General features: G+C 67.5%; 23 protein-coding genes. 7 read left to right on the top strand and 16 right to left on the bottom strand.

Features of this window, described 5'->3' with window-relative positions; translation table 11 throughout:
• Positions 1-42 precede the first annotated feature (42 nt).
• Positions 43-396 (bottom strand): fluoride efflux transporter FluC, encoded by a 354-nt coding sequence (locus GO591_RS14605; protein ID WP_157157489.1) that lies wholly within the window; start codon positions 394-396, stop codon positions 43-45.
• A complete protein-coding gene (locus GO591_RS14600; RefSeq protein WP_157157488.1) occupies positions 393-776 on the bottom strand; it encodes a fluoride efflux transporter FluC in 384 nt (127 codons plus the stop codon). Before GO591_RS14600 ends, GO591_RS14605 begins: the two co-directional genes overlap by 4 nt.
• 35 nt (positions 777-811) lie before the next feature.
• On the opposite strand from GO591_RS14600, the gene GO591_RS14595 reads away from it, so the two are divergent.
• Positions 812-1450 carry a hypothetical protein gene (locus tag GO591_RS14595; RefSeq protein ID WP_157157487.1) on the top strand — a complete coding sequence of 213 codons (639 nt, stop codon included), beginning with the start codon at positions 812-814 and terminating at the stop codon, positions 1448-1450.
• Positions 1451-1454: 4 nt separating this feature from the next.
• Here the strand turns inward: GO591_RS14595 and GO591_RS14590 are convergent, their stop codons facing one another.
• Positions 1455-2036 carry a PadR family transcriptional regulator gene (locus GO591_RS14590; RefSeq protein ID WP_157157486.1) on the bottom strand — a complete coding sequence of 194 codons (582 nt, stop codon included), beginning with the start codon at positions 2034-2036 and terminating at the stop codon, positions 1455-1457.
• Complete coding sequence (locus GO591_RS14585; RefSeq protein ID WP_157157485.1) at positions 2033-2833, bottom strand: DUF4097 family beta strand repeat-containing protein; 801 nt, start codon at positions 2831-2833, stop codon at positions 2033-2035. The genes GO591_RS14590 and GO591_RS14585 overlap by 4 nt, the downstream gene beginning before the upstream one ends.
• 188 nt (positions 2834-3021) lie before the next feature.
• Here GO591_RS14585 and GO591_RS14580 point away from each other — a divergent pair, with 188 nt between their 5' ends.
• Positions 3022-3786: a MerR family transcriptional regulator gene (locus GO591_RS14580; RefSeq protein ID WP_157157484.1), complete on the top strand. Its 765-nt coding sequence runs from the start codon at positions 3022-3024 to the stop codon at positions 3784-3786.
• 96 nt (positions 3787-3882) lie between these two features.
• Here GO591_RS14580 and yczE (GO591_RS14575) read toward each other — a convergent pair whose 3' ends face one another.
• On the bottom strand, positions 3883-4515 hold the full coding sequence (yczE, locus tag GO591_RS14575) for a membrane protein YczE (RefSeq protein ID WP_157157483.1): 633 nt from the start codon (positions 4513-4515) through the stop codon (positions 3883-3885).
• 62 nt (positions 4516-4577) lie between these two features.
• On the opposite strand from yczE (GO591_RS14575), the gene yczR reads away from it, so the two are divergent.
• The gene (gene yczR, locus GO591_RS14570) at positions 4578-5996 is read left to right on the top strand and encodes a MocR-like transcription factor YczR (RefSeq protein ID WP_157157482.1); all 1419 of its coding nucleotides are present in this window, start codon (positions 4578-4580) and stop codon (positions 5994-5996) included.
• A 102-nt stretch (positions 5997-6098) separates the two neighbouring features.
• Here yczR and yczE (GO591_RS14565) read toward each other — a convergent pair whose 3' ends face one another.
• Positions 6099-6704: a membrane protein YczE gene (gene yczE / locus GO591_RS14565; protein ID WP_157157481.1), complete on the bottom strand. Its 606-nt coding sequence runs from the start codon at positions 6702-6704 to the stop codon at positions 6099-6101.
• Between the two features lie 167 nt (positions 6705-6871).
• Here yczE (GO591_RS14565) and GO591_RS14560 point away from each other — a divergent pair, with 167 nt between their 5' ends.
• On the top strand, positions 6872-10222 hold the full coding sequence (locus GO591_RS14560) for an efflux RND transporter permease subunit (protein ID WP_157157480.1): 3351 nt from the start codon (positions 6872-6874) through the stop codon (positions 10220-10222).
• Positions 10223-10232: 10 nt separating this feature from the next.
• Here the strand turns inward: GO591_RS14560 and GO591_RS14555 are convergent, their stop codons facing one another.
• The 3 genes from GO591_RS14555 to GO591_RS14545 all read right to left on the bottom strand — a co-directional run bounded on the left by GO591_RS14555 (position 10233) and on the right by GO591_RS14545 (position 12999).
• Positions 10233-10562, bottom strand: coding sequence for a hypothetical protein (locus GO591_RS14555; protein WP_157157479.1), 330 nt, complete (start codon positions 10560-10562; stop codon positions 10233-10235).
• Positions 10563-10571: 9 nt separating this feature from the next.
• Positions 10572-11237 carry a DUF4386 domain-containing protein gene (locus GO591_RS14550; RefSeq protein WP_157157478.1) on the bottom strand — a complete coding sequence of 222 codons (666 nt, stop codon included), beginning with the start codon at positions 11235-11237 and terminating at the stop codon, positions 10572-10574.
• Positions 11238-11424: 187 nt separating this feature from the next.
• Positions 11425-12999: a peptidoglycan DD-metalloendopeptidase family protein gene (locus GO591_RS14545; protein ID WP_157157477.1), complete on the bottom strand. Its 1575-nt coding sequence runs from the start codon at positions 12997-12999 to the stop codon at positions 11425-11427.
• Positions 13000-13215: 216 nt separating this feature from the next.
• Between GO591_RS14545 and aroQ the strand changes: the two genes are divergently transcribed.
• Entirely contained in the window at positions 13216-13659 is a 444-nt protein-coding gene (gene aroQ, locus GO591_RS14540; protein ID WP_157157476.1) for a type II 3-dehydroquinate dehydratase, read from the top strand.
• 3 nt (positions 13660-13662) lie between these two features.
• Here aroQ and GO591_RS14535 read toward each other — a convergent pair whose 3' ends face one another.
• The gene (locus GO591_RS14535) at positions 13663-15021 is read right to left on the bottom strand and encodes an MFS transporter (RefSeq protein WP_232466197.1); all 1359 of its coding nucleotides are present in this window, start codon (positions 15019-15021) and stop codon (positions 13663-13665) included.
• Positions 15022-15036: 15 nt separating this feature from the next.
• The gene (locus GO591_RS14530; protein WP_157157475.1) at positions 15037-15996 is read right to left on the bottom strand and encodes an alpha/beta hydrolase; all 960 of its coding nucleotides are present in this window, start codon (positions 15994-15996) and stop codon (positions 15037-15039) included.
• A 211-nt stretch (positions 15997-16207) separates the two neighbouring features.
• Here GO591_RS14530 and GO591_RS14525 point away from each other — a divergent pair, with 211 nt between their 5' ends.
• Complete coding sequence (locus GO591_RS14525; RefSeq protein ID WP_157157474.1) at positions 16208-18196, top strand: DEAD/DEAH box helicase; 1989 nt, start codon at positions 16208-16210, stop codon at positions 18194-18196.
• A gap of 48 nt (positions 18197-18244) precedes the next feature.
• Here the strand turns inward: GO591_RS14525 and sigJ are convergent, their stop codons facing one another.
• Positions 18245-19132 (bottom strand): RNA polymerase sigma factor SigJ, encoded by an 888-nt coding sequence (gene sigJ, locus GO591_RS14520; RefSeq protein ID WP_157157473.1) that lies wholly within the window; start codon positions 19130-19132, stop codon positions 18245-18247.
• Positions 19129-20358, bottom strand: a complete 1230-nt coding sequence (locus tag GO591_RS14515; RefSeq protein ID WP_157157472.1) for an NAD(P)/FAD-dependent oxidoreductase — start codon at positions 20356-20358, stop codon at positions 19129-19131. The genes sigJ and GO591_RS14515 overlap by 4 nt, the downstream gene beginning before the upstream one ends.
• Before the next feature lie 135 nt (positions 20359-20493).
• Here GO591_RS14515 and GO591_RS14510 point away from each other — a divergent pair, with 135 nt between their 5' ends.
• Entirely contained in the window at positions 20494-21747 is a 1254-nt protein-coding gene (locus tag GO591_RS14510; protein ID WP_157157471.1) for an NAD(P)/FAD-dependent oxidoreductase, read from the top strand.
• A gap of 60 nt (positions 21748-21807) precedes the next feature.
• Here the strand turns inward: GO591_RS14510 and galU are convergent, their stop codons facing one another.
• From galU to GO591_RS14495, 3 genes are all read right to left on the bottom strand, one after another.
• Positions 21808-22758, bottom strand: coding sequence for a UTP--glucose-1-phosphate uridylyltransferase GalU (galU, locus tag GO591_RS14505; protein ID WP_157157470.1), 951 nt, complete (start codon positions 22756-22758; stop codon positions 21808-21810).
• A gap of 82 nt (positions 22759-22840) precedes the next feature.
• Positions 22841-23719, bottom strand: a complete 879-nt coding sequence (locus GO591_RS14500; protein WP_157157469.1) for a universal stress protein — start codon at positions 23717-23719, stop codon at positions 22841-22843.
• Positions 23720-24038: 319 nt separating this feature from the next.
• Entirely contained in the window at positions 24039-24914 is an 876-nt protein-coding gene (locus GO591_RS14495; RefSeq protein WP_157157468.1) for an endonuclease domain-containing protein, read from the bottom strand.
• Positions 24915-25164 lie beyond the last annotated feature (250 nt).

Genomic DNA, 25164 nt, shown 5'->3' with positions numbered 1-25164 from the left:
GGCGACGTTACGCCGTTTGCGGCGGTTGTCAATGGCCTCTGATCAGGTGAAAGTAACGATCAGGGACCACCCCGCGGCGGCCGCCGCCACGCCGACGATCAGATGGGCTGCGGCGCTGCCGACGGCCGTTCGCCAGCGGCCGTCGCGGGCCAGCTCGACGGTCTCCACAGCGAAGGTGCTGAAAGTGGTCAGGCCTCCGCAGAAGCCGGTGAGGAGGATCTGCTGAATGCCGGCGTCCCAGGCCGCGACATCCGACAATGCCAGCACCGCGCCGGCGCTCGCAGAGCCGGCCACATTCACGGCGAACACGCCCCACGGCAGCGGAAGCAGCAGCGTGGCCAGGTAGCGCAGCACCGCCCCGATGCCGCCCGCGACCATGACGGCAAGAGCGATCACTGCTCGGGTCCGATCTCGTCGGCACTGCGGCGGGCATGGCCGAGGCGCAGTCCGGCCAGTGCGGCAGCGAACCCGCCGAGGAAGGAAGCCGCCAGATAGGCAACCGCGATGGGCGGCGGCAGTGTGATCGCCGCGAGCGTCACCGCCGAGAACGTGGTGAAGCCGCCGAGAAAGCCGGGGCCGAGGGCCGCGCGCAGCCAGTGCGGCACCACCGGCCAGACCCGGCCGACGAGAACTCCGAGCGCGAATGAACCCAGCAGGTTGATGGCGAGGGTGGCAACGGAAAATCCGCTGGTGGCGGGGAGCAGGATGTCGACGCCGAACCGGAGGCCGGTGCCCGCGGTGCCGCCGAGGAAGACGGCAAGCAGGGTCAGCGGCACGGAACCCGACTCTAGTGGGCTCTTAGACTTGAGATATGAAGCAGCCTCGTCGGCGTCGCTGGCCGTGGTTGGTTGCCGGGGCCATTGTTGCGGCCCTCCTGATCGTGATTGCGGTCATCGCCGTGCCGATCCTCACGCACCAGAACGCCGGGGCGTCCGGGCAGCAGCCGTTCACCGAGGACTGGCCGACCGCCGCGACCGGTGAGGGCGAAGACGGCCGCGACCGCAGCATTGAGGTGATGTCGGCAGAACCCGGCGGGCCGGTCGATACTTCGGCGCTCGCCGCGGGGGATCGGCTGGTCGTCAGCGGCAGCGGCTTTGACGCGTCGCGCGGCATCTACGTGGCGATCTGCGTGATCCCGGAGCCGGGCGGCAAGCCCGGGCCTTGCCTCGGCGGCGTGCCGTCCACCGAGGAAGGCGAAAGCTTCGAAGAGGGCAGCGTGCAGTTCGCGCCCAGCAACTGGATCAACGACGACTGGGCGTGGCGACTGTTCGGCGCGCGCTCCTACGACGACGCTGCGTCGGGCACGTTCACCGCATACCTGGAAGTGCCGGCGCCGGTCGGCGAAGGCATCGACTGCCGCGAGCAGGACTGCGGCATCTTCACCCGCAACGACCACACCGCCGCCGGCGACCGGGTACAGGACCTGTACGTTCCGGTCGCCTTCCGGTAGCCGGTCAGAGCGAGCGGCGCACGGCGTCGAGCTGGGCGCGAAGGGACTCGACGGTCTCGGCCGGCAGTTCTCCCTTAGCCGCGCGAAGACGCAACTCCGAGCGCACCTCGTGCCGGAACTCCGCCAGCAGGATCTCGGCGTCACGCAGGCGCTCACGCGCACCGAGCTGCGTCGTCTTCACCGCACCGGAACTGGCCGTGCGGGCCTCGCGGGCTGCCGACGCCAAGTCGGCACGCAGCGACTTCATCGCCTCACCAACCGACGAGCGCACCTCGTCGGCCAGCCGACGCACCGAATCGGTCAGTTCGTTCTCGATGCCGTCGAGCTCGCTGGCCCGGGCGGTGACCTCGGCGCGTCCGGCATCCGTGATCTCATAGACGGTCTTGCGGCCGTCCGCGCTCTTGGTGACCAGGCCCTCCTCCTCGAGCTTGGCGAGGCGCGGGTAGATCGTGCCGGCGCTCGGCGTGTACGTGCCGCCGAAGCGCTCCTCGAGCGATTGGATCAGCTCGTACCCGTGCTGCGGTCGCTCGGCGAGCAGGCTGAGCAGGTACAGCCGCAGATGGCCGTGCCCGAATACCGGGGTCATACGCTCACCGCGTGCAGCACGCTCACGTTGCCCGACACCGTGTTGGCCTTGAACTCCAGCCAGCTGCCGTCGAGTGAACCGTACTTGCCGGTGTAGCTGCCGCGCACGCCGCTGATTGAGGAGTCGTCGAGCTGCAGCTTGCCGCTGATGGTGCTGATCTTGTACTGCGCGGGAACACCAGGTTCCAGCCGGGTGGTCACCGCGCCGCTCACCGTGTTCACGCGGATGTCGTCGGGGTTGCCCGCCACGTCGAGGAACACGTCCCCGCTCACGCCGTCGCTCGAGAACTTGTCGATCCGGCCGGTCGCGGTGACGTCGCCTGCGACGGTGTGCACCGCGATGTTGCCGGTGTGGTTGCGCACGGCGAGTTCGCCGCTCACCGAGTTCAGGTTCAGGTTGGCGGCGACCGAGTCGACGACGACGTCGCCCGAGACCGTGCTGATCGAGGCATCCGCGGTCAGCCCGCTGATCAGGGCGGAGGCCGAGACCACACCGAACTTCAGGGCGACGTGGCGCGGCACCATGATGCTGACTTCGGCCCTGGCGCGACCGCTGTACGCCTTGAACGCGTCGAGGAAGTTCTCCCAGCTCAGTTGCGGGTGGTCGATCTCGAGCGTGTCGCCCTCGATCGAGACCTTGAGGTCGCGGCCGCTGACCGAGTGCACCTCGACCCGGGTGCCTGGCTCGTCGTGGCCGACGATGTCGACCTGGCCGGCGACCAGTGAGACCTTGAGCTTGCTGATGGATTCAATGTCGATGACCTTGGGGCCATCGACGAGCCACTGTTCGTGCGCCATCTGATTCTCCTGAGTTGTGGGGATGCCCGAGGCATCCGAGTTCGCGATATATCGCGTCTGATTGAAATCAAGATATATCGCGAGTGTCGCGGCCACAACCCTCTTCAGGGATCAGTCAGGGAAACCCCTGAAGCGCGCGTCAGAATCCGGCTTGACATTGACGCTACGTCAATCTCTACCGTGGAGTCATGGCACTCGAGTGGAGCATTCAGGACGTCGCCCGGCTGGTCGGGACGACCAGCCGCACGCTGCGTCATTACGACGACGTCGGGCTGCTGCGACCGACCCGCACCGCGGGCAACGGCTACCGCTACTACGACGCGGACGCGCTCACCCGGCTGCAGCGGATCCTGCTGCTGCGCGATCTCGGGCTCGGGCTGCCGGCGATCGGCGAGGTCCTGGACGGCCAGCAGAGCAACACTGCGGCGCTCGAGTCGCACCTGCGCTTGCTCGAACAAGAGAAGCAGCGCATCGATCGGCAGATCGCGAGTGTGAGCACCACGATCGAAAAACTCGAAGGAGGAGGACAACTGATGGCAGAAGAGATGTTCGATGGCTTCGACCACACCCAGTACAAGGAGGAGGTCGAGCAGCGGTGGGGCAAGGACGCCTACGCGTCGAGTGATCGCTGGTGGCGGTCGCTCAGCGCCACCGAGAAGGCGGAATGGCAGCAGCTCGCGAAACGGCTCGGCGAAGACTGGATTGCCGCATCGCAGCGCGGGATCGCGCCCGACAGTGATGAGGCGCAAGCGCTCGCCCAGCGGCACTTCGAGTGGCTGCGCGGGATTCCGGGCACGCCGGGCGGAGGAGCGGCCGGTCCGACGAAGGAGTACTTCACCGGACTGGGCGAGATGTACGTCGCCGACGATCGCTTCGCGGCGAACTACGGCGGTACGGATGGCGCGGCCTTCGTTCGCGACGCGATGAAGGTCTACGCCGACCGCCACCTTTAGTGGAACTGCGCCGAGGGGTCGCAGTCTGCGCCGTCCGCATTCCGCGGTGGAGCAGTTTGCGACCCCTCGGTGGTTCTGGCGGGTGACTTGCGCCGGTCAGGCGACCTCGACGACCTCGAGTTCGCGCCGCCTCGGCTCCGGCACGGTGAGCCGCGGGATGAAGATGCCTGCGAGCGGCCCGATCAGCAGGGCGAAGGCGACCGTGCCGATGCCCACCGTTCCACCGAGCAGCCAGCCGATGGCGAGCACCGTGATCTCGATGCCGGTGCGCACCACCCAGATCGGCCAGCCGGTCCTCGCCACCAGGCCGGTCATCAGTCCGTCTCGCGGACCGGGACCGAACCGGGCACCGATGTACAGTCCGGTGGCGATGCCGACCATCACCAGGCCCGCGCTGAAGACCAGCGCCTGGGCCCACCACTCGGTCTGCTGCTGCGGAACGAGCATCAGGCCGACGTCGGCGAACGGCCCGATCAGCAGGGCGTTGGCGACGGTGCCGATGCCGACCCGTTGCTTGATCGGAATCCAGAGCAGCAGCACGACCATGCTGGTGAGCACGATAATGAGCCCGAAGCTCAACCCGGTCTGCCGCTGGATGCCCTGAGTGAGCACGTCCCAGGGAGCCAGACCGATGCCCGCGCGCAGCATCAACGCGATGCCGAACCCGTAGAAGAACAGGCCGACGGCCAATTGGGTGATTCGGCGGGCCATGACGAGCTGTGGAGACATGTTGGCAATCCAATTAGAAAACTGGCCCTTGATCAAGAGGCCAATCTGCGTAAGGTGGCCTTATGCAGATCTCGGCGCGCGCGCTCGACGTTCTTCTTGGCGGTTGGCGGAACCGGCCGACCGGGCCGACCTATGCGGCGCTCGCCGATCGAATCCGGCTGCTGGTGCTTGACGGGCGCATCGTGCTCGGCTCCCGGCTGCCCGCCGAGCGGGAGCTCGCCAGCCACCTGGGCATCAGCCGCACCACGGTCTCCACGGCATACGCCACCCTGCGCGACGCCGGCTACCTCGAGAGCGTGCGCGGCTCGGGCAGTGTTGCGCGGCTGCCGCGTCCGGCGGACCCCGGGCCGGAAGCATCCGCAGACGGATACCTCGACTTCAGCAAGGCGACGCTGCCGCCAGCGCCGGCGATCATTGAAGCCGCCGAGTGGGCAGCGCATGAACTGCCCTGCTACCTGACCCAGTCGGGCTTCGACCCGGTCGGACTGCCGGTGCTGCGTCAGGCGATCGCCGACCGCTACAGTGCACGCGGTCTTCCCACCGATCCCGAGCAGATCATGGTCACCATCGGGGCGCAGCATGCGATCGCCCTGATCGCGCGCACCCTGCTCGGCCGTGGCGATCGCGCCCTGATCGAAGCGCCCACCTACCCGCACGGCTATGAAGCGCTCCGCGCGGCCGGCGCGCGCCTGGTGCCGGTCAGCGTCGACGCGGACAGCGGCTGGGATGAGACCGAACTCGAGCAGGCCTTTGTGCGCACTAGTCCGACACTGGGCTACCTGATGCCCGACTTCCACAATCCGACCGGACAGACCATGCCGGTCGAACTGAAGACGCGCGTGCTCGAACTGGCCGAGAGCCAGGGCACCCGGCTCATCGCCGACGAGACCATGGCCGAACTCGGCTTCGACGGAACGCCGCTTGCGCTGCCGTTCGCGGCGCACGGCGAGGCCATCCTGGTTGGTTCGGTGGGCAAGAGCCTGTGGGGTGGACTGCGGGTGGGCTGGATCCGCGCCGACCGAGTCACGATTGCCCGCCTTGCCAATGCTCGGTCGAGCGGTGACCTCGGTACGCCGCTGCTCGAGCAACTCGTGGTCTGCCGACTGCTGGGCGAGATGGACACAATCCTCGAGGACCGCCGCTGGCAGCTCCGGCGCGGTCACGACCAGTTGACGCGGCTGCTGGCTGAACGGCTGCCCGGATGGCGCGTGCCGAGGGTCGGCGGCGGACTCACGGTCTGGGCGAACCTCGGCGAACCGGTCAGCTCGCAGCTGGCGCTCGCCGCCCGCAACGAGGGGCTGGTCATCGCGGCCGGCCCGCGGTTCGGCCTCGACGGTGCGTTCGAGCGCTTCCTGCGCATCCCGTTCAGCTACTCCGATGACGAACTCGAGCGCGGGGTGGACATGCTCGAACGCGCGTGGGCGCAGGTGCAGCGCAACCCGCTGCCGGTGGACGCGCAGCTGTTTGCGCAGGTGGTCTAGCCGCGTCTGTGCATGTTCGGCGCGACTGTGCCGGTTCGCGCAGGCCCAGACGTCACAAACAGGCACGAACGCGCCGGGTCGCGCCCGCGCCCGCGTGACGGGTCAGTGCGACCAGCGCCCGCGCCGCCCCGGCGCGTCCGGCACTCGCAGCCGCGGCACGAAGAAGCCCATCAGCGGTCCGATCAGCAGGGCGAAAGCGACCGTCCCGACGCCGACCGTGCCGCCGAGCAGCCACCCGGCAATCAGCGCGACCAGCTCGATCGCCGTACGTACGACCCAGATCGGCCGGCCAGTGACCCGCATCAGGCCGGTCATCAGCCCATCGCGCGGGCCGCTGCCGAACCGGGCACCGAGGTACAGGCCGCTGGCGAGTCCGGTGATCACCAGCCCGGCTGCGAACACGAGCACTTGCGCCCACAGCACCGTCTGGGTCGGGATAAATCGGAGTCCGACTTCGATGAACGGACCGACGAGCAGCGCATTCGCGACGGTGCCGAACCCGGGTCGCTCCCGAAGCGGAATCCATAGCAGCAACACGACCAGGCTGATAGCCACCGTGAACAGCCCGAACGGAAGGCCCGTTTGCCGCGACAATCCCTGAGCGAGCACATCCCACGGCGGCAACCCGATCTCGGCGCGAATCAGTAGCGCGATCCCGAGCCCGAACAACGCGAGCCCGATGAACAACTGGGCAACGCGTCGGAGCATGAGCACTCCCTCATCCAACCGGTTGAGCAGGGGGCACTCAAACCAGAACCCCCGCTGCGAATCCACTGAGTGGGGCGCTGACAATCGTGCAGAGGCTGCAAGATCCACTCGACCGACTGGAATACTGAAAGCCGCGGCATCCGCCCTCTCACCGAATCCGGAGCACAGTGCATCTTCTCTCTGTCTTCAGCCTGCGTAACCGAGCCCTCATCGCGCTGGTCACGATCGTCGTCGGCATCTTCGGGTTCATCTCGCTGAACACCCTCAAGCAGGAGCTCATCCCGTCGGTGAGCTTCCCGCAGGTGGTGGTGCTCACGACCTACCCCGGTGCCGCGCCGGAAGTGGTCAACGAAGACGTGTCGACTCCCATCGAGACCGCGATCCAGGGCGTCACCGGACTCGAGTCCACAACAGCGACCTCCAGCACCGATCTCTCCTTCGTGTCGGCAAGTTTCGAGTACGGCACCGACCTGGTCTCCGCCGAGCAGAAGGTGCAACTGGCCATCAACCGGTTGGCGTCGCAGTTACCTGCCGATGTCGAACCGCAGGTGGTCACCGGATCACTCGATGACCTGCCGGTGGTGCAGATCGCGGTCACGAGCGACCTCGACCAGCGTGACCTCTCGGCGGCGCTCGCCGGGTCCGCGATCGCCGACATCACCGCGCTCGACAACGTGCGCGAGGCCAGTCTGCTCGGCGAGACCGGGCAGCGGGTCACCATCACTCCGGATGTCGCGCAGCTGGCTTCTGCCGGACTCTCGGTGCAGTCCATCCGAGACGCGCTCGATGCCAACGGTGTGCTGCTGCCCGCCGGCTCGATCACCGAGGGTGACTCCACCCTCAGCGTGCAGGCCGGCGAGCGCCTGAACTCCGCCGCGCAACTGGCGGCGCTCCCACTGATCGGCGGGTCTGCGGTCACGACGATCGGCGACGTGGCAAGCGTCGAGGTTGAAGACAACCCGGTCACCGGCATCTCGCGGGTGAACGGTGAACCGGCGCTGACGATCGCGGTGACCAAGATGCCTGACGGCAACACCGTCGACGTGTCGCACGCCGTGCAGGATCTCATGCCCGAACTCGAGGAGTCCCTCGGCAACAACACCGAGTTCACCGTGGTGTTCGACCAGGCGCCCTTCATCGAACAGTCCATCGAGGCGCTCGCGACCGAGGGGATGCTCGGTCTGGTCTTCGCCGTGCTGATCATCCTGATCTTCCTCGGGTCGATCCGGTCGACCCTGGTCACCGCGATCTCGATTCCCGTGTCGGTGCTGATCACCTTCATCGGCATGCAGGCGGCGAACTACACGCTGAACATCCTGACGCTCGGCGCGCTGACGATCGCGATCGGCCGGGTCGTCGACGACTCCATCGTCGTGATCGAGAACATCAAACGGCACCTTGGCCTCGGCGAGAACCGGATGCACGCGATCCGCACCGCCGTGCGCGAGGTCGCCACCGCGATCACCTCCTCCACCGTGACCACGGTCGCGGTGTTCCTGCCGCTGGCGCTGGTCGGCGACATCACCGGCGAGCTGTTCCGGCCGTTCGCGCTGACCGTGACCATCGCCCTGGGGGCGTCGCTGTTCGTGGCGCTGACCATCGTGCCGGTGCTCGCATACTGGTTCCTCGGCAAGAAGGCGGACCGGAAGGCCGCGCAAACCGCGCGACTGGCCGCGGACACTGCCCAGCCGGCGGAGGAGCCGCGCGACCTGGTCACCGTCACGTCGGGTCACGCTGCCGCCTCTGCCTCCCCCGTGGTCGCCGATCCGGCTCCGGCGATCGACCCCGTCGACACAGAACTCGATGCGCCGTCGCTCGGACACGGCGCGAGACGGGCCGGCGGAGTATCGACAGGTTCCACAGGCGTCTCGGCGGGCTCGCCTAACGGGAGGGGCCCGCGACACGGGATCGACTCGACGGACGGGACCGGCTCGACCGGCGGGATCGGCTCGAAGGATGAGCTCGACACTCCGACCCGGCTGCAGAAGGCGTACCTGCCGGTCATCCACTGGACCATCAAACGCCCCGCGGTGACCTTGCTGGCCGCCGCCCTCGTGCTCGGTGGAACCATCGCGCTGGTCCCCAGCATGAAGACCAACTTCATCGGCGAGAGCGGCCAGAACACCCTGTCGGTCAGTCAGACGCTGCCGCTTGGCGCGAGCCTTGAGACGATGGATGCCGCGGCCGGCGTGGTCGAAGACGAACTGCTCGCCATCGACGGCATCGAGACGGTGCAAACCTCGATCGGGTCAAGCGGCAGCTCTCTGCTCGCCGCATTCGGTGGTGGCGGCGACATCACCTACTCGATCACCACCGACCCGGACGTTGACCAGGCCGTGCTGCAGCAGACCGTGCGCGACGAACTCGATGCGCTTGAGGATGTCGGCGACATCGAGGTCGCGGCCACCGGCGGTGGTTTCGCCTCGTCGACGATCGACATCGACATCAAGGCCAACAGCCACGCCGACCTGCAGGAAGCGGCCGACGCCCTGCTCGCGACGGTCAGCGACCTCGGCATCACCGCCGAGGCAACCAGCAACCTGTCCGAGACACAGCCGTACATCGCCGTGGTGGTCGACCGGGCCAAGGCGGCCGAGGTCGGCCTCAGCGAGATCGCGGTCGGCGGGATGGTCTCGCAGGCGATGCAACCGAGCACGGTCGGCTCGGCCGTGATCGACGAGAAGACGATGTCGATCTACATCGGCAACTCGGATGCCCCGACCACGGTCGACGAGCTGCGCGGGTTCGTGCTGCCGACAGCCGCCGGGCCGCTGCCGCTCGAGCAGGTCGCGAGCATCGACCAGGTTGACGGGCCGGCGTCGATCACCACCATCCGCGGCGTTCGGGCGGCAACGGTCTCGGTCACCCCGAACTCCGATGACGTCGGCACCGCATCGGCCGAGGTTCAGGCTGCGGTCGATGAGGTCGATCTGCCGGCCGGTGCGACGGCGGAACTCGGTGGCGTCACCGCGCAGCAGGGCGACGCGTTCACGCAGCTCAGCATCGCACTGCTGGTGGCGATCCTGATCGTCTACATCGTGATGGTGGCCACCTTCCGCAGCCTCCGGCAGCCGCTGCTGCTGTTGATCTCGGTGCCGTTCGCGGCGACCGGTGCGATCCTGCTTCAGGTGGTGTCGGGAGTGCCGCTCGGTGTGCCGTCGCTGATCGGCGTGCTGATGCTGATCGGCATCGTGGTGACCAACGCCATCGTGCTGATCGACCTGGTCAACCAGTACCGTGACCGGGGCATGCTCGTCGGCGATGCGGTCGTGCACGGGGCATCCCGGCGTCTGCGGCCGATCCTGATGACGGCGCTCGCGACCATCTTCGCGCTGGTGCCGATGGCGTTCGGCCTGACCGGGCATGGCGGGTTCATCTCGCAGCCGCTTGCGATCGTCGTGATCGGTGGACTGATTTCATCGACCTTCCTCACCCTGGTCGTGCTGCCCGCGCTGTACTACCTGGTCGAGGGCGCGCGCGAGCGGCGTGAGGCCCGGCGAGCCGCCCTGACCGAGTAACCGGCCCCGATCAGGTCGCAGGAAGGGTCGACTGCAGATAGGCCAGCGCTGCCTCGGCGAGCGGTGTCAGGCTCTCGGCATCCGTCGCCGGAATCGCCACCCAGTCCTTGAATGGGCGGCCCATCCCCGACGGATCCCACAGTTCAGCGCCGGGCAGCGCGAGCGCCGTGGCGTGCGCGTCGGTGCCGGCGCCGAGCTTGAACGCGAGGTGCTCCTGCACGAGGCAGACGAACGCCTTCTTCTTGAAAATGATCCCGCGAGCTCCGAACATCTTGCCCGGCGTGGCACCGGATGGCTCGAGCTCTTCAGCGAGCTCGTCGAACACGGCTTCTGCGGTCATATCGGGATGCTACGCCGAGTGCCGCTGGAGGCGCGGGCCCTTGATGAGGAGCCACAGCATCAGGGCGACTTCGCCAACGAATGTGAACGTCGAAAGTTCCAGCGTGTATCCGCGCACGATCACCGCGCCGAAGGAATCCACTAAGTAGCCGAGCCCGGCGATCAGCACGAGCACGCCGATCAGCCAGCCGATGAATCCGCTGCGCCCAACCAGGTACCCGATCAACAGGAGGTGCACGGCGAAGAGGATGAGCGCAACGCTCCAGGTTCGCTCGAACGTCGTGAACGCCTGCAGCGCCGCCGGGGGCGAGGCCTGCAGGTCGAGCATGAGGACGAGTTGGCTCGTGGCGGCCGCGAACACGGCGGCTGGGAAACCGGCGGCGGCCAGTGCCAGTGCGCGGTTCACCTCCTCGAGCAGCAGGAATAGCGCCCATGCGACGACGATGTCGAGCACGACGACGACCAGCAGCGCCGCAATTCCGACCCGGAAGAGCGCCTCGGATTCCATGAGGTTGCGCGCGGTCGCTGCCGCGTCTTCGCGAACGACGACTGCTTCGACGGCGCCGAAGTTGCCGAACGCGGCGAGCATGGCCATCAGCAGCAGTCCGATTCCTGCGACGAGGGCGGGCGTGCGCAGGTTGGTCGCGCTGCGCGGAGAGCGAATCACGGCGGTCATGGCGAACCCCTTTGGTGTAAAGAAAAGTAGACATAGCCGAATGTAAAGCGTGCTTGACTAGATGTCAGACATTTATTACTCGGCCCCGAGGGTCGTCAATCGAGCGTGGCGAGATTCTGCGGGTCTCGGCACGCTCGACCAGCGGGATGTGGCTCGACCGGCGGGATGTGGCTCGACTAGCGGAAGGTTAGAAGGCAACGCCACGGGCTGTGAGGAACGGGATCGGGTTCACCCGGCCGCCGTCGATCATCACCTCGAAGTGCAGGTGGCATCCGGTGGAGACTCCGGTGGTGCCGACGACGCCGATCAGTTGGCCGGCTGCCACTTCCTGGCCCTTCTCGACAACCATGCCGTTCGTCGGAAGGTGCGCGTAACCGGTCTGGACTCCCGAGCCGTGGTCGAGCAGAATCATCGCGCCGTAGCCGCCAGCCCAGCCCGCGTCTGTGACGGTGCCGGCCGCCGCGGCGAACACGGGGGTGCCGCAGCCGGCAGCGAGATCCAGACCGCTGTGGAAGGAGCTTGCTCCCGGCAGCGGCTTCACGGCGCGCCATCCGTAGCCGCCGCTGAGAACGCCGGTCACCGGCAGCGCCCAGCCGACGTCGCTCAGTTGACCCGAGTCCCGGGCCAACGGAACAGTGTCGTCGTTGAGCCCTGCCAGTCGGGCGGCCTGCAATCGGCGCAACTCGCGCTCCGCGGCATCCACGTCCTGTGCCGCGCTGCGCTCGGCTGCTCGCAACTCCTCGATGCCGACCGCTGCCAATTCTGCGTCGGCGGCGTCGGCCTGCGCTCGCAGGGCGATGGCTCGTTCGCGGTGCTGGGCTGCGAGGTCTCCCAGTGCCAGTGCATCGCTGGCGAGCCCACGCAGCCGACCGGCGGTACCGAGCGAGGACAGGTTTCCATCCTGCTGCCCGAAGACCAGCGCCCAGTCATCCGGGGAGACTGTTCGTGCGCGCACCACGCTCACGAAGAGCCGGTCAATGGCATTGGCCAGGTCTTCCGCGGCGGCGGCACGCTCATCGAGGCGTTGGGCCGCAGCTTCGGCCTGTCGGTAGTGCGCCTCCGCGGTTGCCAGCACGGCTGCGGCCTGGGCATGCGCATCACGGGCCTCCTCGAGACGGATCCTCGCTGCCGAGATCGCCTCGAGTGCCTTCCGCTGTTCCTCGAGCTCAGCTGCGTCGTCGGCTGTCCGGCCGAATGGACTCCGGTGGGCGGGCGGTGTCTCACGGTCACGCGGTGCCGGGGAAATGACGGGCCCGGGCGCTTGCGGAGGGGCAGGTTCCTGAGTCGGCGGAGCGGTCGGCTGCTCAGCCGGCGGATTCGTCGGTTCCTGGGCCGGTGGATCGACGGGCTCCTCGGCCGGTGGATCGACCGGTTCTTCGGTTGGCGGATTTGTCGGTTGCTCCGTCGGAGGATCGACAGGTTCTTCGGTTGGCGGATTAGTCGGTTCCTCGGCCGGAGGAGCGAGGGGTTCCTCGGTCGGCGGTTGGGCCGGCTCGTCGGCCGGTGGTGTCGGCTCTTGCGTCGGCGGTTCAGCGGGTTCCTCGGCCGGTGGTGCCGTGGGTTCTTCGACCGGCCCGGCGGGCTCCTCGGCAGGCGGCACCGTCGGTGGCACGGTCGGTGGCACCGGGTCCGCCCCGGTGAGGGCATCGGTCACCGCGTCGAGGATCTGCTCCCTCAGTGTCGGGTCTTCGACCGGTTCCTCGGTGGCCCACGCCGCGGCAGGATTCAGTGAGGAGAGCCCAACGATGACCGCAGTGAGCACGACGAGTCCTCGCGAGCGGGGGTTCCGTTCACGACCGGGAAGCGAGGATGGTTCCACGGGACGGGTTCTGCTCTTCAGGAGGGGGTCGGTGCCTGTCCCGCCAGACTAGGCCGACATATTGGCTACTGCAACGGGGGGGCAGCCGCCGCCGCGATAGGTTGAGGATCGGGATTTCACGGGCGCCTCGGCCCGGCGTACGACACTCTGGAGCCACCGATGACCACCGTCTTGATTCTGAACGGACCGAATCTCAACCTGCTCGGGATGCGCGAACCGCACATTTACGGCAGCACCACGATCGGCGAACTCGAGCAGCTGTGCTCGCGAACGGCCGCCGAGCTTGGGCTCGAGATCTCGTTCCGGCAGAGCAATCATGAGGGCGAACTCGTCGACTGGATTCAGGCAGCCCGCACCGACTTCGACGGTGTCATCATCAACCCCGCCGGGTTCACCACGACCTCGGTGGCGATCCTCGATGCGCTGCTGGCCGTCGAGAAGCCGGTCGTTGAGGTGCACATCAGCAACATCCACCGTCGTGAGGAGTTCCGGCAGCACTCGCGTGTGTCGTCGGCGGCCAGCGCCGTCATCGTCGGTGCCGGCGTGCAGGGTTACGAGCTTGCGTTGCGCCACCTTGCTGTACTCGTGAACCCGGCCGAGTGACGGCTAGCCCGCGCTGATATGCCGGGCGGCGTCCCGCGGCAACCGCAGCGCGCCGATCAGCGCGGTCACGCAGAGCATCGCCAGCACCACGAAGGTCACCCGGTAAGGGTCGGCTGCGACATCCGCGAGCCGCAGGATCGTGGCGGCGGCCGCGATCCCCAACCCGGCCGCCAGTTGCGCAAGGGTCGCCGAGAGGGTGTTCGCCGCCCCGAGCTCGTCTCGGTCAACGTCCGCGAACTGGATGGTGTTGTAGGCCGTGAAACCGATCGAACGGAACACGCCGCTCGCAAAGCCGAGCGTCGCCACGAGCGCGGCCGGCGATCCAGGGGACAGCAGAGCGAACAGCAATAGGCATCCGATCGTGCCGATCACGCCGATCAGCAGCACCGGCCGAAAGCCGAGTCGGCGCAGCAGCGGCGTGGTCACCGATTTGATCGCAAGGTTGCCGAAGAACAGTGACGCCACTGCAATTCCCGACTCCAGCGGCGTCCAGCCGAAGGCATCCTGCAGCAGTAGCGGCAGCACGAACGGCACCGCATTCACCACCGCGCGGTAGACGAAACCGCCTGAGTTGGTTACGCGAAAGGTCGGCAGCCGGAACACCCGCAGATCGAGCAGCGGATGTCGCGAGCGGAGCAACCACCACACCGCGGCGGTTCCCGCCAGCAGTGCGACACCGGCCGCCGCTACCGTCACGAGCGGCACTGAGCCGGCTGCGAGTTCCATGGCCACCATCAGCCCGAGTACCGCGACTGTGACCAGCACCAGCCCAGGCCAGTCAAGGGCGCGACGCTCGGTGGTCCTGTCGCGCACTGTGACCAGCGCCACGATGAACACCGTCACCCCAATCGGCAGGTTGATCAGGAAGATCCACTGCCAGGTGGCGATGGTCGTGATGAAACCGCCGACGACGGGGGCGAGCACCGGAGCCACGAGAGCGGGCCAGGTGATGATCGCAATGGCACGCACCAGATCACGCCGTTCGGTGCCGCGCAGCACGACAAGGCGGCCGACGGGCACCATCATCCCGCCGGCGATGCCCTGGATGATCCTGCCGACGGTGAGCGCGGTGAGGTCACCGCTCAGCGCGCACAGCAGCGACGCCAGCGTGAAGACGGCAATCGACGTGCAGTACACGGCGCGGGAACCCAGGCGAGCGGCTAGCCAACCGCCGAGCGGGATCGCGCACGCCACGGCGATCAGGTAGGCGCTCATCGTCACATTGACGTCGGCCGAAGCGACGCCGAGGTCGGCGGCGATTTGGGGCGCAGCGGTGACGAGGATCGTGCCGTCCAGGGTCTCCATGAAGAAGGTGACCGCTACCAGGTAGGCGATCCCCGGAACTCTCCGGTCAGTGCGCACCGGGCGGAACCTTCATCATCCGGGCTGTTCTGCCTCGGCAAGCACCGCATCGGGTGCGACCAGTGCCTTCCGGAAGAACTCCAGCACGCGCGCTGACATGCTCTCATCCAGCAGCTCGAGCGCGTGCAGGTCGCCCTCGACGGTCACGAACTCCGTGTCAATGCCCGCAGCGCGCAACTCCTCGACGAATCGCGTCGCCTGCCCGAGGGGGATCATCTCCACGGTGGAATGGGCGATCAGGAACGGCGGGTCGCTCGGGTCGATATGGAACTGTGGGGATGCCGCTTCGGTACTCATGCACGCCTGATAGTCGATGCAACCGAGGTAGCTGAGCTGTACCGGCAAGAAGGAGTCGGTCGCGTGCGCCCCAGTCAGGTCCATGGGGCCGCTCAGTGAAGCGACCGCCGCCACGCGAGCTCCCTTGCTCAGCGACCCCGAGCCGGTCACCCCGAGCAGCGACACCAGGTTGCCGCCGGCCGAGCCGCCGAATGCCCCGATGCGCTCCGGGTCGATGCCGAATCGGTCGACCTGGTCGGCTGAACGCATCCATTCGACGGCCGCCGCGACATCCGTGATCGCTGCAGGAAACACGTGCTTCGGGGCGAGCCGGTAGTTCAGCGAGAAGGTGGCAAAGCCCTCCGACGCAAGCCAGGTGCATACCGCTCGCCAGCCCGGCGCCGCCTTGTCGCCACGGGTCCACGATCCGCCGTGTACCGAGATGAGCGCTGGATGGGGTGCGGCGTGGTCGGTCTCGGGCGGCAGGCAGACATCGAGCAACACCGGAACACCGTCGATCGTGCCGTAGCGGACATCCTCCAGGACGGTGATATCGGGGTTCGCGGCCAGCATCGGATAGATGGGCTGCGCGTCCGGGGTTACCTGCTCCTGCCCGGTGCCGAGGGGGGTGCAGCCGACGAGGATCGCTCCGACGGTCAGGGCGACGAGAGCGCTGACGGTTCGGAGCGGCGAAGGCATGGTGCGCACAAACCTAGTGCTTTTTCAGCAAGCGTCAGGTAACGTAGACCAGTCGGCACAAGACGGCGCGATTTTTCGCGTGCGGGTTTGTAAGTCTTGCGGGCCGGTTTCCCCAGTACATCCGCTGGTGAATAGTCACTGATGTGAACGGCCCCGGCCAAAGGCTGCCCGGGTTTCTCTTTCATGCACACGAAGAACCCCGGAAAGAACTATGCCCAATTTCAATGCGCCCAAACGCGCCCCTCGCTCGGCTGCCCCCAAGTCCGGCAGCAAGAGCCCCAAGCACCGCGGATACAAGGCCGAGCCGGCCGCCCCGGCGAAGAAGGCCCGCTGGAACGCCGACGAGCGCGCCTCTCGCGGCCACAACGCCGAACGCCCCCGTGGCGAGGGCGCGCGGGCTGACCGTCGCCCCGACTGGACCCCGCGCGAGAAGCCGGCCAACGGCCGCGGTTTCGGCAGCGACCGTCCGCAGCGTTCCAACGACGACCGTGCCCCGCGCCGCGAGTACGGTTCGGATCGTCCGCAGCGTTCGTATGACGATCGTGCCCCGCGTCGCGAGTTCGGTGACCGCCCGCAGCGCCAGGACCGCGATGACCGCGCTCCTCGGCGCGAGTTCGGTTCCGACCGTCCGCAGCGTTCGTACGACGATCGCGCTCCGCGTCGCGAGTTCGGTTCCGACCGTCCGCAGCGTTCGAACGATGACCGTGCCCCTCGTCGCGAGTTCGGTTCCGACCGTTCGCAGCGTTCCAACGATGACCGCGCTCCCCGTCGCGAGTACGGTTCCGACCGGCCGCAGCGCTCGTATGACGACCGCGCCCCGCGCCGTGACTTCGGCGACCGCCCGCAGCGCACCTTCGGTGACCGTGACCGCGCCCCGCGCGGTGACCACCGTTCCGACCGGCAGGACCGCGACAACCGTGCACCGCGCCGCGAGTCGAACTACTACCCGTCGAAGGACGCGCAGCCGTTCACTCAGCAGGACGACGTCGTGCTCGGGAAGCTCAAAGCCGAGATGACCACCGCCGACGAGATCGTGAACGTCTCGTTCGCCGACCTCGGCATCGGCGGCAACATCCAGCGCGCGCTTGCCGAACTCGGCGCCGCGTCGCCGTTCCCGATCCAGGCTGCCACCATCCCCGATGTCATCGCCGGGCGCGACGTGCTCGGCCGTGGCCGCACCGGCTCCGGCAAGACCATCGCCTTCGGGGCTCCCCTGGTCGAGAAGCTCATGGAGAACGGTGGCGGCACCAAGCGCCAGATGGGCCGCAAGCCCCGCGCGCTGATCCTCGCCCCGACCCGCGAGCTGGCTCTGCAGATCGACCGCACCGTGCAGCCGATCGCGCGCTCAGTCGGCCTGTTCACCACCCAGATCTACGGCGGCGTGCCGCAGCACAAGCAGGTCGGTGCGCTGCAGCGCGGTGTCGACATCGTGATCGGAACGCCCGGCCGCATCGAGGACCTCATCGAACAGCGTCGCCTCGACCTCAGCGAGGTCGTCGTCACGGTGCTCGACGAGGCCGACCACATGTGCGACCTGGGCTTCCTCGAGCCGGTGCAGCGGATCATCCGTCGCACCGCGCCAGACGGCCAGAAGCTGCTGTTCAGCGCCACCCTGGACAAGGGTGTCGCCGCGCTGGTGAACGAGTTCCTCACCGAGCCGGCCGTGCACGAGGTCGCCGGGGAGGACCAGGCGTCCTCGACGATCGACCACCGGGTGCTGCTGATCGACCACCGCGAGAAGGCGGCGATCATCGAGCAGCTCGCCGCGGGCGAGGGCAAGAAGCTTATCTTCACCCGCACCCGCGCGTTCGCCGAGCAGGTTGCCGAAATGCTCGAATATGCCGACATCCCCGCGGTCAGCCTGCACGGTGACCTGAACCAGTCGCGCCGTACCCGCAACCTCGAGAAGCTCACGAGTGGTCGGGTGAATGTGCTGGTGGCAACGGATGTCGCTGCCCGCGGCATCCACGTCGACGACATCTCGCTGGTGATCCAGGCGGATGCCCCCGACGAGTACAAGACCTACCTGCACCGCTCCGGCCGCACCGGCCGCGCCGGCAAGCAGGGCACCGTGGTCACCCTCGTCGGCCGCAACCGCCGCCGTCGCGTGGATGAGCTGCTGGACCGGGCCGAGATCACGGCCGAGTACGCCGAGGTCTTCCCCGGCGACCAGCTGCTGACCGACCTCGCGAACGCGTAACCACCTTCGCTGGCGCCCATCCCTCACGGGGTGGGCGCCTTCGTCGTCCTAGGCGAGCTTCTCCGGATTGACAACGAGCGCGATCTCGGCGACCCGGCCATCCACGACGCCGAGATCGAGCACGCCCGTCACCTGACCGGCCGTGCGAAGCACAATCCCAGTGCGCCCGTTCACCAGCTCGATCGACGCAGTGCCGTCAGCCCCATACTTCGACACCAGACCAAGCAGGTACCGGGCAACCGCGTCGGCGCCCGTGAGCGTGCGCTTCGCCGCATTCACGTGCTCCCCACCGTCGGCGCGGGACACGACATCCGGATCCAGCACAGAAACGAGCGCCCGGATGTCGCCACCCAGGCACGCTGCCGCGAACGCCTGAACCACCCGGTCCCGGTCCGGCCCCGGCACCTCGAACCGGCGACCGGCCCGCACATGGCGCCGCGCGGTGGACGCCAGCTGCCGGCAGGCATCGGGGGACCGGCCGACGATCTCGGCGATCTCCGCGAACGGCAGACCGAATACGTCATGCAGGATCAGGCTGACGCGCTCTCCCGGCGTCAGCTGTTCCATCGCCACGAGCAGTGCCAGCGACACCGACTCGTCGAGGGTGACCGCATCTTCGGGATCGGTGAACCGGTTGCTGTGCAGCGGGTCGGCGACGCCGGCCGAGCCGAGCACCGGCTCGGGCAGCCAGATCCCGGTGTAGTTCTCGCGGCGTGCTCGGGCCGAGCCCAGCACATCCAGCGAGATCCGGCTCACCACGGTGGTCAGCCATGCCACCGGCTCGCGAATCTCTGCCTGCTGGTCCGCGGTCAGCTCCTGCCAGCGTGCCAGCCCTTCCTGCACCGCGTCCTCGGCGTCGTGCGTTGACCCGAGCAGCCGGTAGCTCACACCGAACAACTGGCGGTACTCGGCGCTACCAGGGGCGAACACCGTCATCGGATCGCTCCTGCTTCTGCCGACACGGGCTCGGCGGTGAGTCGGCGGGGGCCGTGTGGCGCCCAGTAGGAGCGAGGCTTGCTGCGCTCCTTGAGTGGACCGCTGACGGTTATCCGCACGATGGCTTCCTTGATGCGAGCGGCCAGTGGACCGCGGACGTGCAGGCGCCGCGGGCGGTCGTCTGCGGCGAGCAGCTGGATGTATCCGTTCTTCCGACCGAGGCTCAGGCAGTGCACGACGTAGCCGATCGAGATCGGCCTGGGCTGCTGCCCGCGCAGCCGCGCGAGCACGGTGTCGGCCGCTGCGCCTCCGAGTGGCAGGGCAGCCGCGCAACTCATCCGCAGGTGCGCGCCGACCGACGCGGGTACCCGCACCGCGTCGCCTGCCCCGACGATCGAGGGATACTCGACGCTGCGCAGGCACTCATCCACCAGCAGCCGTCCGCTCGAGTCGGTGGCGAGGCCGCTGTCGGCGGCCAACTGCGGCACCGCGAACGATGCTGCCCAGATGCACACATCGAACGGGACGGTGGCGCCATGGGTCAGGATGACGGCATCCGACTGGACTCGATCCACCCGTGCTCCCTCGCGGATTCCGATGCCCAGCCGATCGAGCACCCGACGGATGTCACGCTGCGCCGACGGCCGCATGCGGCCCAGGACTGGCCCGGATGACAGCAGGGTTACCTGCGCCGCGGGGTGCTGCTCGGCGATCTCGGCTGCAGCCTCCACACCGGTCGATCCACCACCGACTACGACGATCCGCTGCCCCGGCCCGCCCGCCGCGATCGTCGCCTGCGCGAGGCTGGCGGCGTTCGGATCGGCGAGTGGGTGGCTGTGCTCCGCGACGCCGGGCGTGGACAGTGCTGCCATGCTGCCGACCGTGTAGACCAGTGAGTCGTACGGCATCACCCGGGTGCCATTGGGGGTGGTCACCCTCACCTGCTGGGCAGCCGACTCAATGGTCGTCACCGAGCCGGAGACCACGTCGATGTCGCCGTGCAGCATCTCCTGCAGCGGTCGCGCAGCCGAAGCGAGGCTGCCCGCGGCCACCTGGTGCAACCGGACGCGCTCCACAAACTGCGCCGACGGGCTGATCACGGTGATCCGAACCGCGGCGGCCTCGGCCGGGCTCAGCGAGGAGCGCAGTCGGTTCGCGGCCATGATCCCGGCGTATCCGCCGCCGACCACGAGGACGGTGTGGCTTGATTCGGTGACTGAGCGCACTGAATTCCCTTCACGTAAGAGCTTCTTCTACCCCTACGACGAAATAGCGGTGCCGGATGTGAGGCGCTTTTGACATCATGGCGGATGTCTGGGAATCCGTGTTTGGATCCGAAGGCCCGGAGTACCGTCGCCCCCATGGAGAAGACGTATGAAGTCGTCATCGTCGGTGGAGGATTCGCGGGGGTGGAGACAGCCAAGGCACTCGCCAAGAAGGGTGTCTCGGTGCTGCTCATCGACCGCAACAACTACCACCAGTTCCAGCCGCTGATCTATCAGGTGGCGACCGCGCAGATTGGCATCTCGGACGTCACCAGACCCCTGCGCGGAATCTTCCGCAAGCAGCGGCATCTGGTCCGGGTGCTCACCGCCGATGTCACGGCCGTCGATGCGGCAAGCCATACGGTCACCACGGCGGATGGGGCGACCTTCCAGGCCAAGATCCTCGTGCTCGCGACCGGAGCCGTGCCCAACTTCTTCAACACCCCCGGAGCCGAGGAGTTCGCGTATCCGCTGTATTCGATCACCGACGCGACCAGGCTGGGAACCCGGGTTGTCGAGCTCATCGACGAGGCCGACCGGCTGGGTGGCGATGCGCGAGTCAACATCGTCGTGGTCGGCGGCGGACCTACCGGTGTGGAGACCGCCGGCGCGCTCGGCGAGATGATGCGCTACGTCATCCCCGAGTATTTCTCCCGGGATCTGGCCAAGCGGTGCCGGATCCGGCTCGTCGACCTCGTGCCGAACGTGCTGATGGCGTTCTCGCCACAGTCCCGGGACTACGCGAGGAAGCACCTGCAGAAGGTCGGCGTGAAGCTGAAGCTGGGCATTGGAGTGACCGAGGTGCGCGCGAATGGCGTCATGCTGGCCGACGGAACCGCGATCCGCAGCCGGCTGGTGGTGTGGGCCGGCGGGTTGAAAGCGGGTCCGCTGATCGACGGATCCGGGCTGCCGCAGGGCAAGGGCGGCCGCGTCGACGTGAAACCCGACCTGACCGTGCCCGGTGTCGACGGAGTGTATGTACTGGGGGACTCCGCAAACATCACCGACCAGACGGGCGCAAAGCTGCCACAGCTGGGATCCGTGGCACAGCAGGCGGGCAAGTGGGCGGCGCGGAACATCTTCGCTGACCTCAACGGCGGCCGGCGGGAGTCGTTCCGCTATGTCGACAAGGGCTACATGGCGATGGTCGGCCGGGGCGCGGCTGTGGCCGAGCTCGGTAAGAACCGCTATCGGCTGCACGGGCCGATCGCGTTCCTCGCATGGCTTGCGGTGCACGTCGCGCTGCTGTCCGGGAACAGGCAACGGATGCGCGCCCTGTTCTCGTGGGCCGAGGACTACCTCAGCCCGACCCGCTCGCACGTGGCGCTCGGCCAGGCGAAGTCGTCCTAGCGCGAAGAAGCCCCACCCCGCTGGACCTGCGGGGTGGGGCTCCGGTTCGAGTGCGAGGCGTCAGCCGACGATCTCCTCGAAGGCCTTCTTCTCGTCTTCGGCCAGCGGCTGCTCGGGCATGCCGGCAGCGAGGTGCCGCACCCAGGGAGCGAGCTGCGCGCCGAGGTCCTCGCGGGCGAGCGCGAGTTGCACGATCGACTTGATGTAGTCGAGACGGTCGCCGGTGTCGTAGCGGCGGCCCTTGAAGACGACGCCGTAGACGCCATCCGAATTCTTGTCAGCGGCGAGTGTCTGCAGCGCGTCGGTCAGCTGGATCTCGCCACCCTTGCCGGGTTCGGTGACCTCGAGCACGTCGAAGATCTCGGGGCGCAGCACGTAACGGCCGATGATGGCCAGGTTCGAGGGGGCGTCCTCCACCGAGGGCTTTTCAACCAGCCCGGTGATCTTCACAACGTCAGGGTTGTCGGTCTCCTCGACCGCCGCGCAGCCGTACAGGTGAATCGACTCGGCCGGCACCTCCATGAGCGCGATGACCGTGGTCCCGCGCTGCTCGCTCTCCGTGATCATGGTCGAGAGCAGATCGTCGCGCTCATCGATCAGGTCGTCGCCGAGCAGCACCGCGAACGCCTCGTTGCCGATGTGCTTGCGCGCCCGCAGCACCGCGTGGCCGAGACCGAGCGGGTCGCCCTGGCGCACGAAGTGGATGTCGGCGAGCGAGTTGGAGTGGTTCACTCGATCCAGCTTGGTCTGGTCGCCCTTCTTCTGCAGAGCGATCTCAAGCTCGGTCACCCGGTCGAAGTGGTTCGCGAGGGCGTTCTTGTTGCGGCCGATGATCATCAGGATGTCTTCCAGCCCGGATGCCGCTGCCTCTTCGACCACGTATTGGATGGCCGGCTTGTCCACGACAGGCAGCATCTCCTTCGGCATGGCCTTTGTCGCGGGCAGGAAGCGAGTGCCGAGTCCTGCGGCAGGAATGACGGCCTTGGTAATAGGTGTGATGTTGTCCCTCATATGGGGGAGGCTATCGGCGACTCGTGTCATTCAGGTAACCGAGAGTGAAACATTTCGTCTACCCCCACTCGGGGGGTACGTTTCATGCGGGGTTTTCGGCGGACTCGGATGCCACCTGACGAACAATTACCGTCGGAGCGACCATGTGCGCCAACACGCCGTGGCTGACCGAGCCGAGCAGCAACCGGCCGAAGGCGCCCCGGCCGTGGCTGCCGACGACGACCATCGCCGCATTCTCGGCCTCCGCGGTGAGCGCGTGGGCGGGGTTCGCGTTCAGTACCACCGGTCGCAATTCGACACCCGGGTACCGCGCCTGAACCTCGGCCAGCGCCGTGGAGAGAGTGGACTCGGCGCCCCGCTCCGCGTCATCGAAGTAGGCGTCCGAGTAGGAGTACTCCGCGCCAGGGACGATCGGGATCGTCCAGGCGTGCACCGCGATCAGCGGCTCGCGTCGGCGATCGGCTTCGGATGCCGCGAACTCGAGCGCACGGTTGGAGATGTCCGACCCGTCAACACCGACGACCACCCCACGGCGCTCGGCGAGATCGATGTCGGGGATCACCGCAACAGGAGCATGCCCGGCCGCCGCAATCCGAAAACTCTTGACCCCGCGCTTCACCGGCCGCTCACCGCCCGACGAGTCGCTGCCGACCACCAGCAACTCGACATCCTGCGAGAGTTCAACGAACACGCGGAACGGGTCACCGGAAACAGCCTCGGCGTGCACCGGGACATTCGGGGCGAGCTTGTGTGCGGCATCCGTCGCCTGCTGCAGAATCTCATCGGCCCGAGCCTGCGCGCGTTCTCTCACTTCGGCATTCCTGCTCGACCGCACCGACTCATCGATCACGTGCAGCAGACGGAGTTCGAGGCCGCGCGCCGCCGCGCGTTGTGCTGCGAACTGCACCGCGCGATCGCTCGCGGGTGAACCGTTGACGCCGACCAGCAGTTGCGCGGCCATGGGGCCTCCTTGCTCCTGTGCGATGGTGGCTCTCACGCTATTCCGCCGCGCTGCGGACGTCCAGCCATTTCGGTCGGCTTGCGGCTGACTCAGTCACGCTTGTCCGCTGGCAAGAAATTCATGTGCGGGGAAGGGATTCCAGCGTCTCGCGACGGGTGTCGACCGCCGAGAAGGAGGACACTCATCGCGACCAGCGCGAAATGGAGGAACTTCGGTCACCGGATGGCAGATCCTCCGTCATTCCGGCGGAGAGAGGCGCGACGGCACGGGCAATCTGTCCTTCATTCCGCGTTGGAGTGCTGAGCGACGAGTCGTCGGGCTACGCAACGCCTGCGACATCCTTCGCGCGGAGCATTTCGAGGATGGTCTCGCGCGTCTCTTCCCACGCACGTAAGAGGTCGTGGGCGCCGAAGCGGAGCACGCGATAACCGGCACGAATGAGCCGGTTCGTCCGTCGCCGGTCCTGCACTGGATCGTGGTAGGCGTCGCCATCCCACTCGATGATCAGCCAGCCGTCGATGACGAGGTCGACACGGTCCGGTCCGATTCGAACTTGCTGCTGGAGGGGGCCGAACGGCTCGCAGCGGATCAACCCGATGGTCTCGAGTCCCGACTCGGATAGGTACATGAGCCGCTTCGCGCGCCGTCGGATGCGCCGCGGCATCCGGGTGAGGAGCGCGGCCATTCCGGTTCGCGACACCCGCTTCAGGTAGACGGCGCTCTCGATCGCGGCAAGCGCGTGCTCCTCGCTGTCGGACCGCGCGAAGGTGAGCAAGGCGTCGGCGACGGTGACTCGCCAGGCGGGTTCGTCTGGCGCGGTCGGCGCGGCCGGCACCCAATGAACGACGACTCCGCTCGGCACGAACTTTGGCGGCGTGAACATGGCCACCGGAGTCGCTGGTTGCTGGAGCCGGCGATGCGAATTCGGCGGCACCTGCAGGTGCAGCCCGGCGTCTTCTCCGTTCCAGATTCCGAATGCACGCAGGGCTGTGGAGCCGGTGAGACGCGCGCCATGAAGCACCGCCGTGACCGCGAGCTGGTTCGCGGTGGGCGTTCCAACCCACCCGGGGCGTATTGGTAGCAGCTCACCGCGATCGAGCGCGGCGTCGACCGCGGAGCGTTTGAGTCCAAGAGCGGCGAGTTGTCGCCTCGATGCGAGAGATCCGACGGCGTTTACGGTGTCGAGGATTGTCATGCGAGCAGTGTCGGGATGTCGAGGGGCGAGCGCTGCGGGAATCCTGACTTCTGCGCACTTTGCGGGGCCCCATCCCTCCATGGAGGACTGGACTGGGGTGCTCCCAACGCCCCGGTGACCGGAAAGAAGGAGTTCCTCTCGCGGCGGCCCTCTGGAATGGAGGAATGGATTTCGGATCAGCGCGAAATGGAGGAACTTCCGTCACCGGATGTCAATTTCTCCGCCATTTCCGCTGAACACCACCGGCTCA

Source organism: Diaminobutyricimonas sp. LJ205 (assembly GCF_009755725.1).
Classification (GTDB): domain Bacteria; phylum Actinomycetota; class Actinomycetes; order Actinomycetales; family Microbacteriaceae; genus Ruicaihuangia.
Note: the sequence above shows the minus strand (reverse complement) of the source record. Positions and strands in the feature narration are given on the sequence as shown.

Bases quoted from the DNA above. Each gene is read 5' to 3' on its own strand.
- GO591_RS14595 (WP_157157487.1), top strand. From the start codon at position 812: ATGAAGCAGCCTCGTCGGCGTCGCTGGCCGTGGTTGGTTGCCGGGGCC.
- GO591_RS14590 (WP_157157486.1), bottom strand. From the start codon at position 2,036: ATGACCCCGGTATTCGGGCACGGCCATCTGCGGCTGTACCTGCTCAGC.
- GO591_RS14585 (WP_157157485.1), bottom strand. From the start codon at position 2,833: ATGGCGCACGAACAGTGGCTCGTCGATGGCCCCAAGGTCATCGACATT.
- GO591_RS14580 (WP_157157484.1), top strand. From the start codon at position 3,022: ATGGCACTCGAGTGGAGCATTCAGGACGTCGCCCGGCTGGTCGGGACG.
- yczE (WP_157157483.1), bottom strand. From the start codon at position 4,515: ATGTCTCCACAGCTCGTCATGGCCCGCCGAATCACCCAATTGGCCGTC.
- yczR (WP_157157482.1), top strand. From the start codon at position 4,578: ATGCAGATCTCGGCGCGCGCGCTCGACGTTCTTCTTGGCGGTTGGCGG.
- yczE (WP_157157481.1), bottom strand. From the start codon at position 6,704: ATGCTCCGACGCGTTGCCCAGTTGTTCATCGGGCTCGCGTTGTTCGGG.
- GO591_RS14555 (WP_157157479.1), bottom strand. From the start codon at position 10,562: ATGACCGCAGAAGCCGTGTTCGACGAGCTCGCTGAAGAGCTCGAGCCA.
- GO591_RS14550 (WP_157157478.1), bottom strand. From the start codon at position 11,237: ATGACCGCCGTGATTCGCTCTCCGCGCAGCGCGACCAACCTGCGCACG.
- aroQ (WP_157157476.1), top strand. From the start codon at position 13,216: ATGACCACCGTCTTGATTCTGAACGGACCGAATCTCAACCTGCTCGGG.
- GO591_RS14530 (WP_157157475.1), bottom strand. From the start codon at position 15,996: ATGCCTTCGCCGCTCCGAACCGTCAGCGCTCTCGTCGCCCTGACCGTC.
- GO591_RS14525 (WP_157157474.1), top strand. From the start codon at position 16,208: ATGCCCAATTTCAATGCGCCCAAACGCGCCCCTCGCTCGGCTGCCCCC.
- sigJ (WP_157157473.1), bottom strand. From the start codon at position 19,132: ATGACGGTGTTCGCCCCTGGTAGCGCCGAGTACCGCCAGTTGTTCGGT.
- GO591_RS14510 (WP_157157471.1), top strand. From the start codon at position 20,494: ATGGAGAAGACGTATGAAGTCGTCATCGTCGGTGGAGGATTCGCGGGG.
- galU (WP_157157470.1), bottom strand. From the start codon at position 22,758: ATGAGGGACAACATCACACCTATTACCAAGGCCGTCATTCCTGCCGCA.
- GO591_RS14500 (WP_157157469.1), bottom strand. From the start codon at position 23,719: ATGGCCGCGCAACTGCTGGTCGGCGTCAACGGTTCACCCGCGAGCGAT.
- GO591_RS14495 (WP_157157468.1), bottom strand. From the start codon at position 24,914: ATGACAATCCTCGACACCGTAAACGCCGTCGGATCTCTCGCATCGAGG.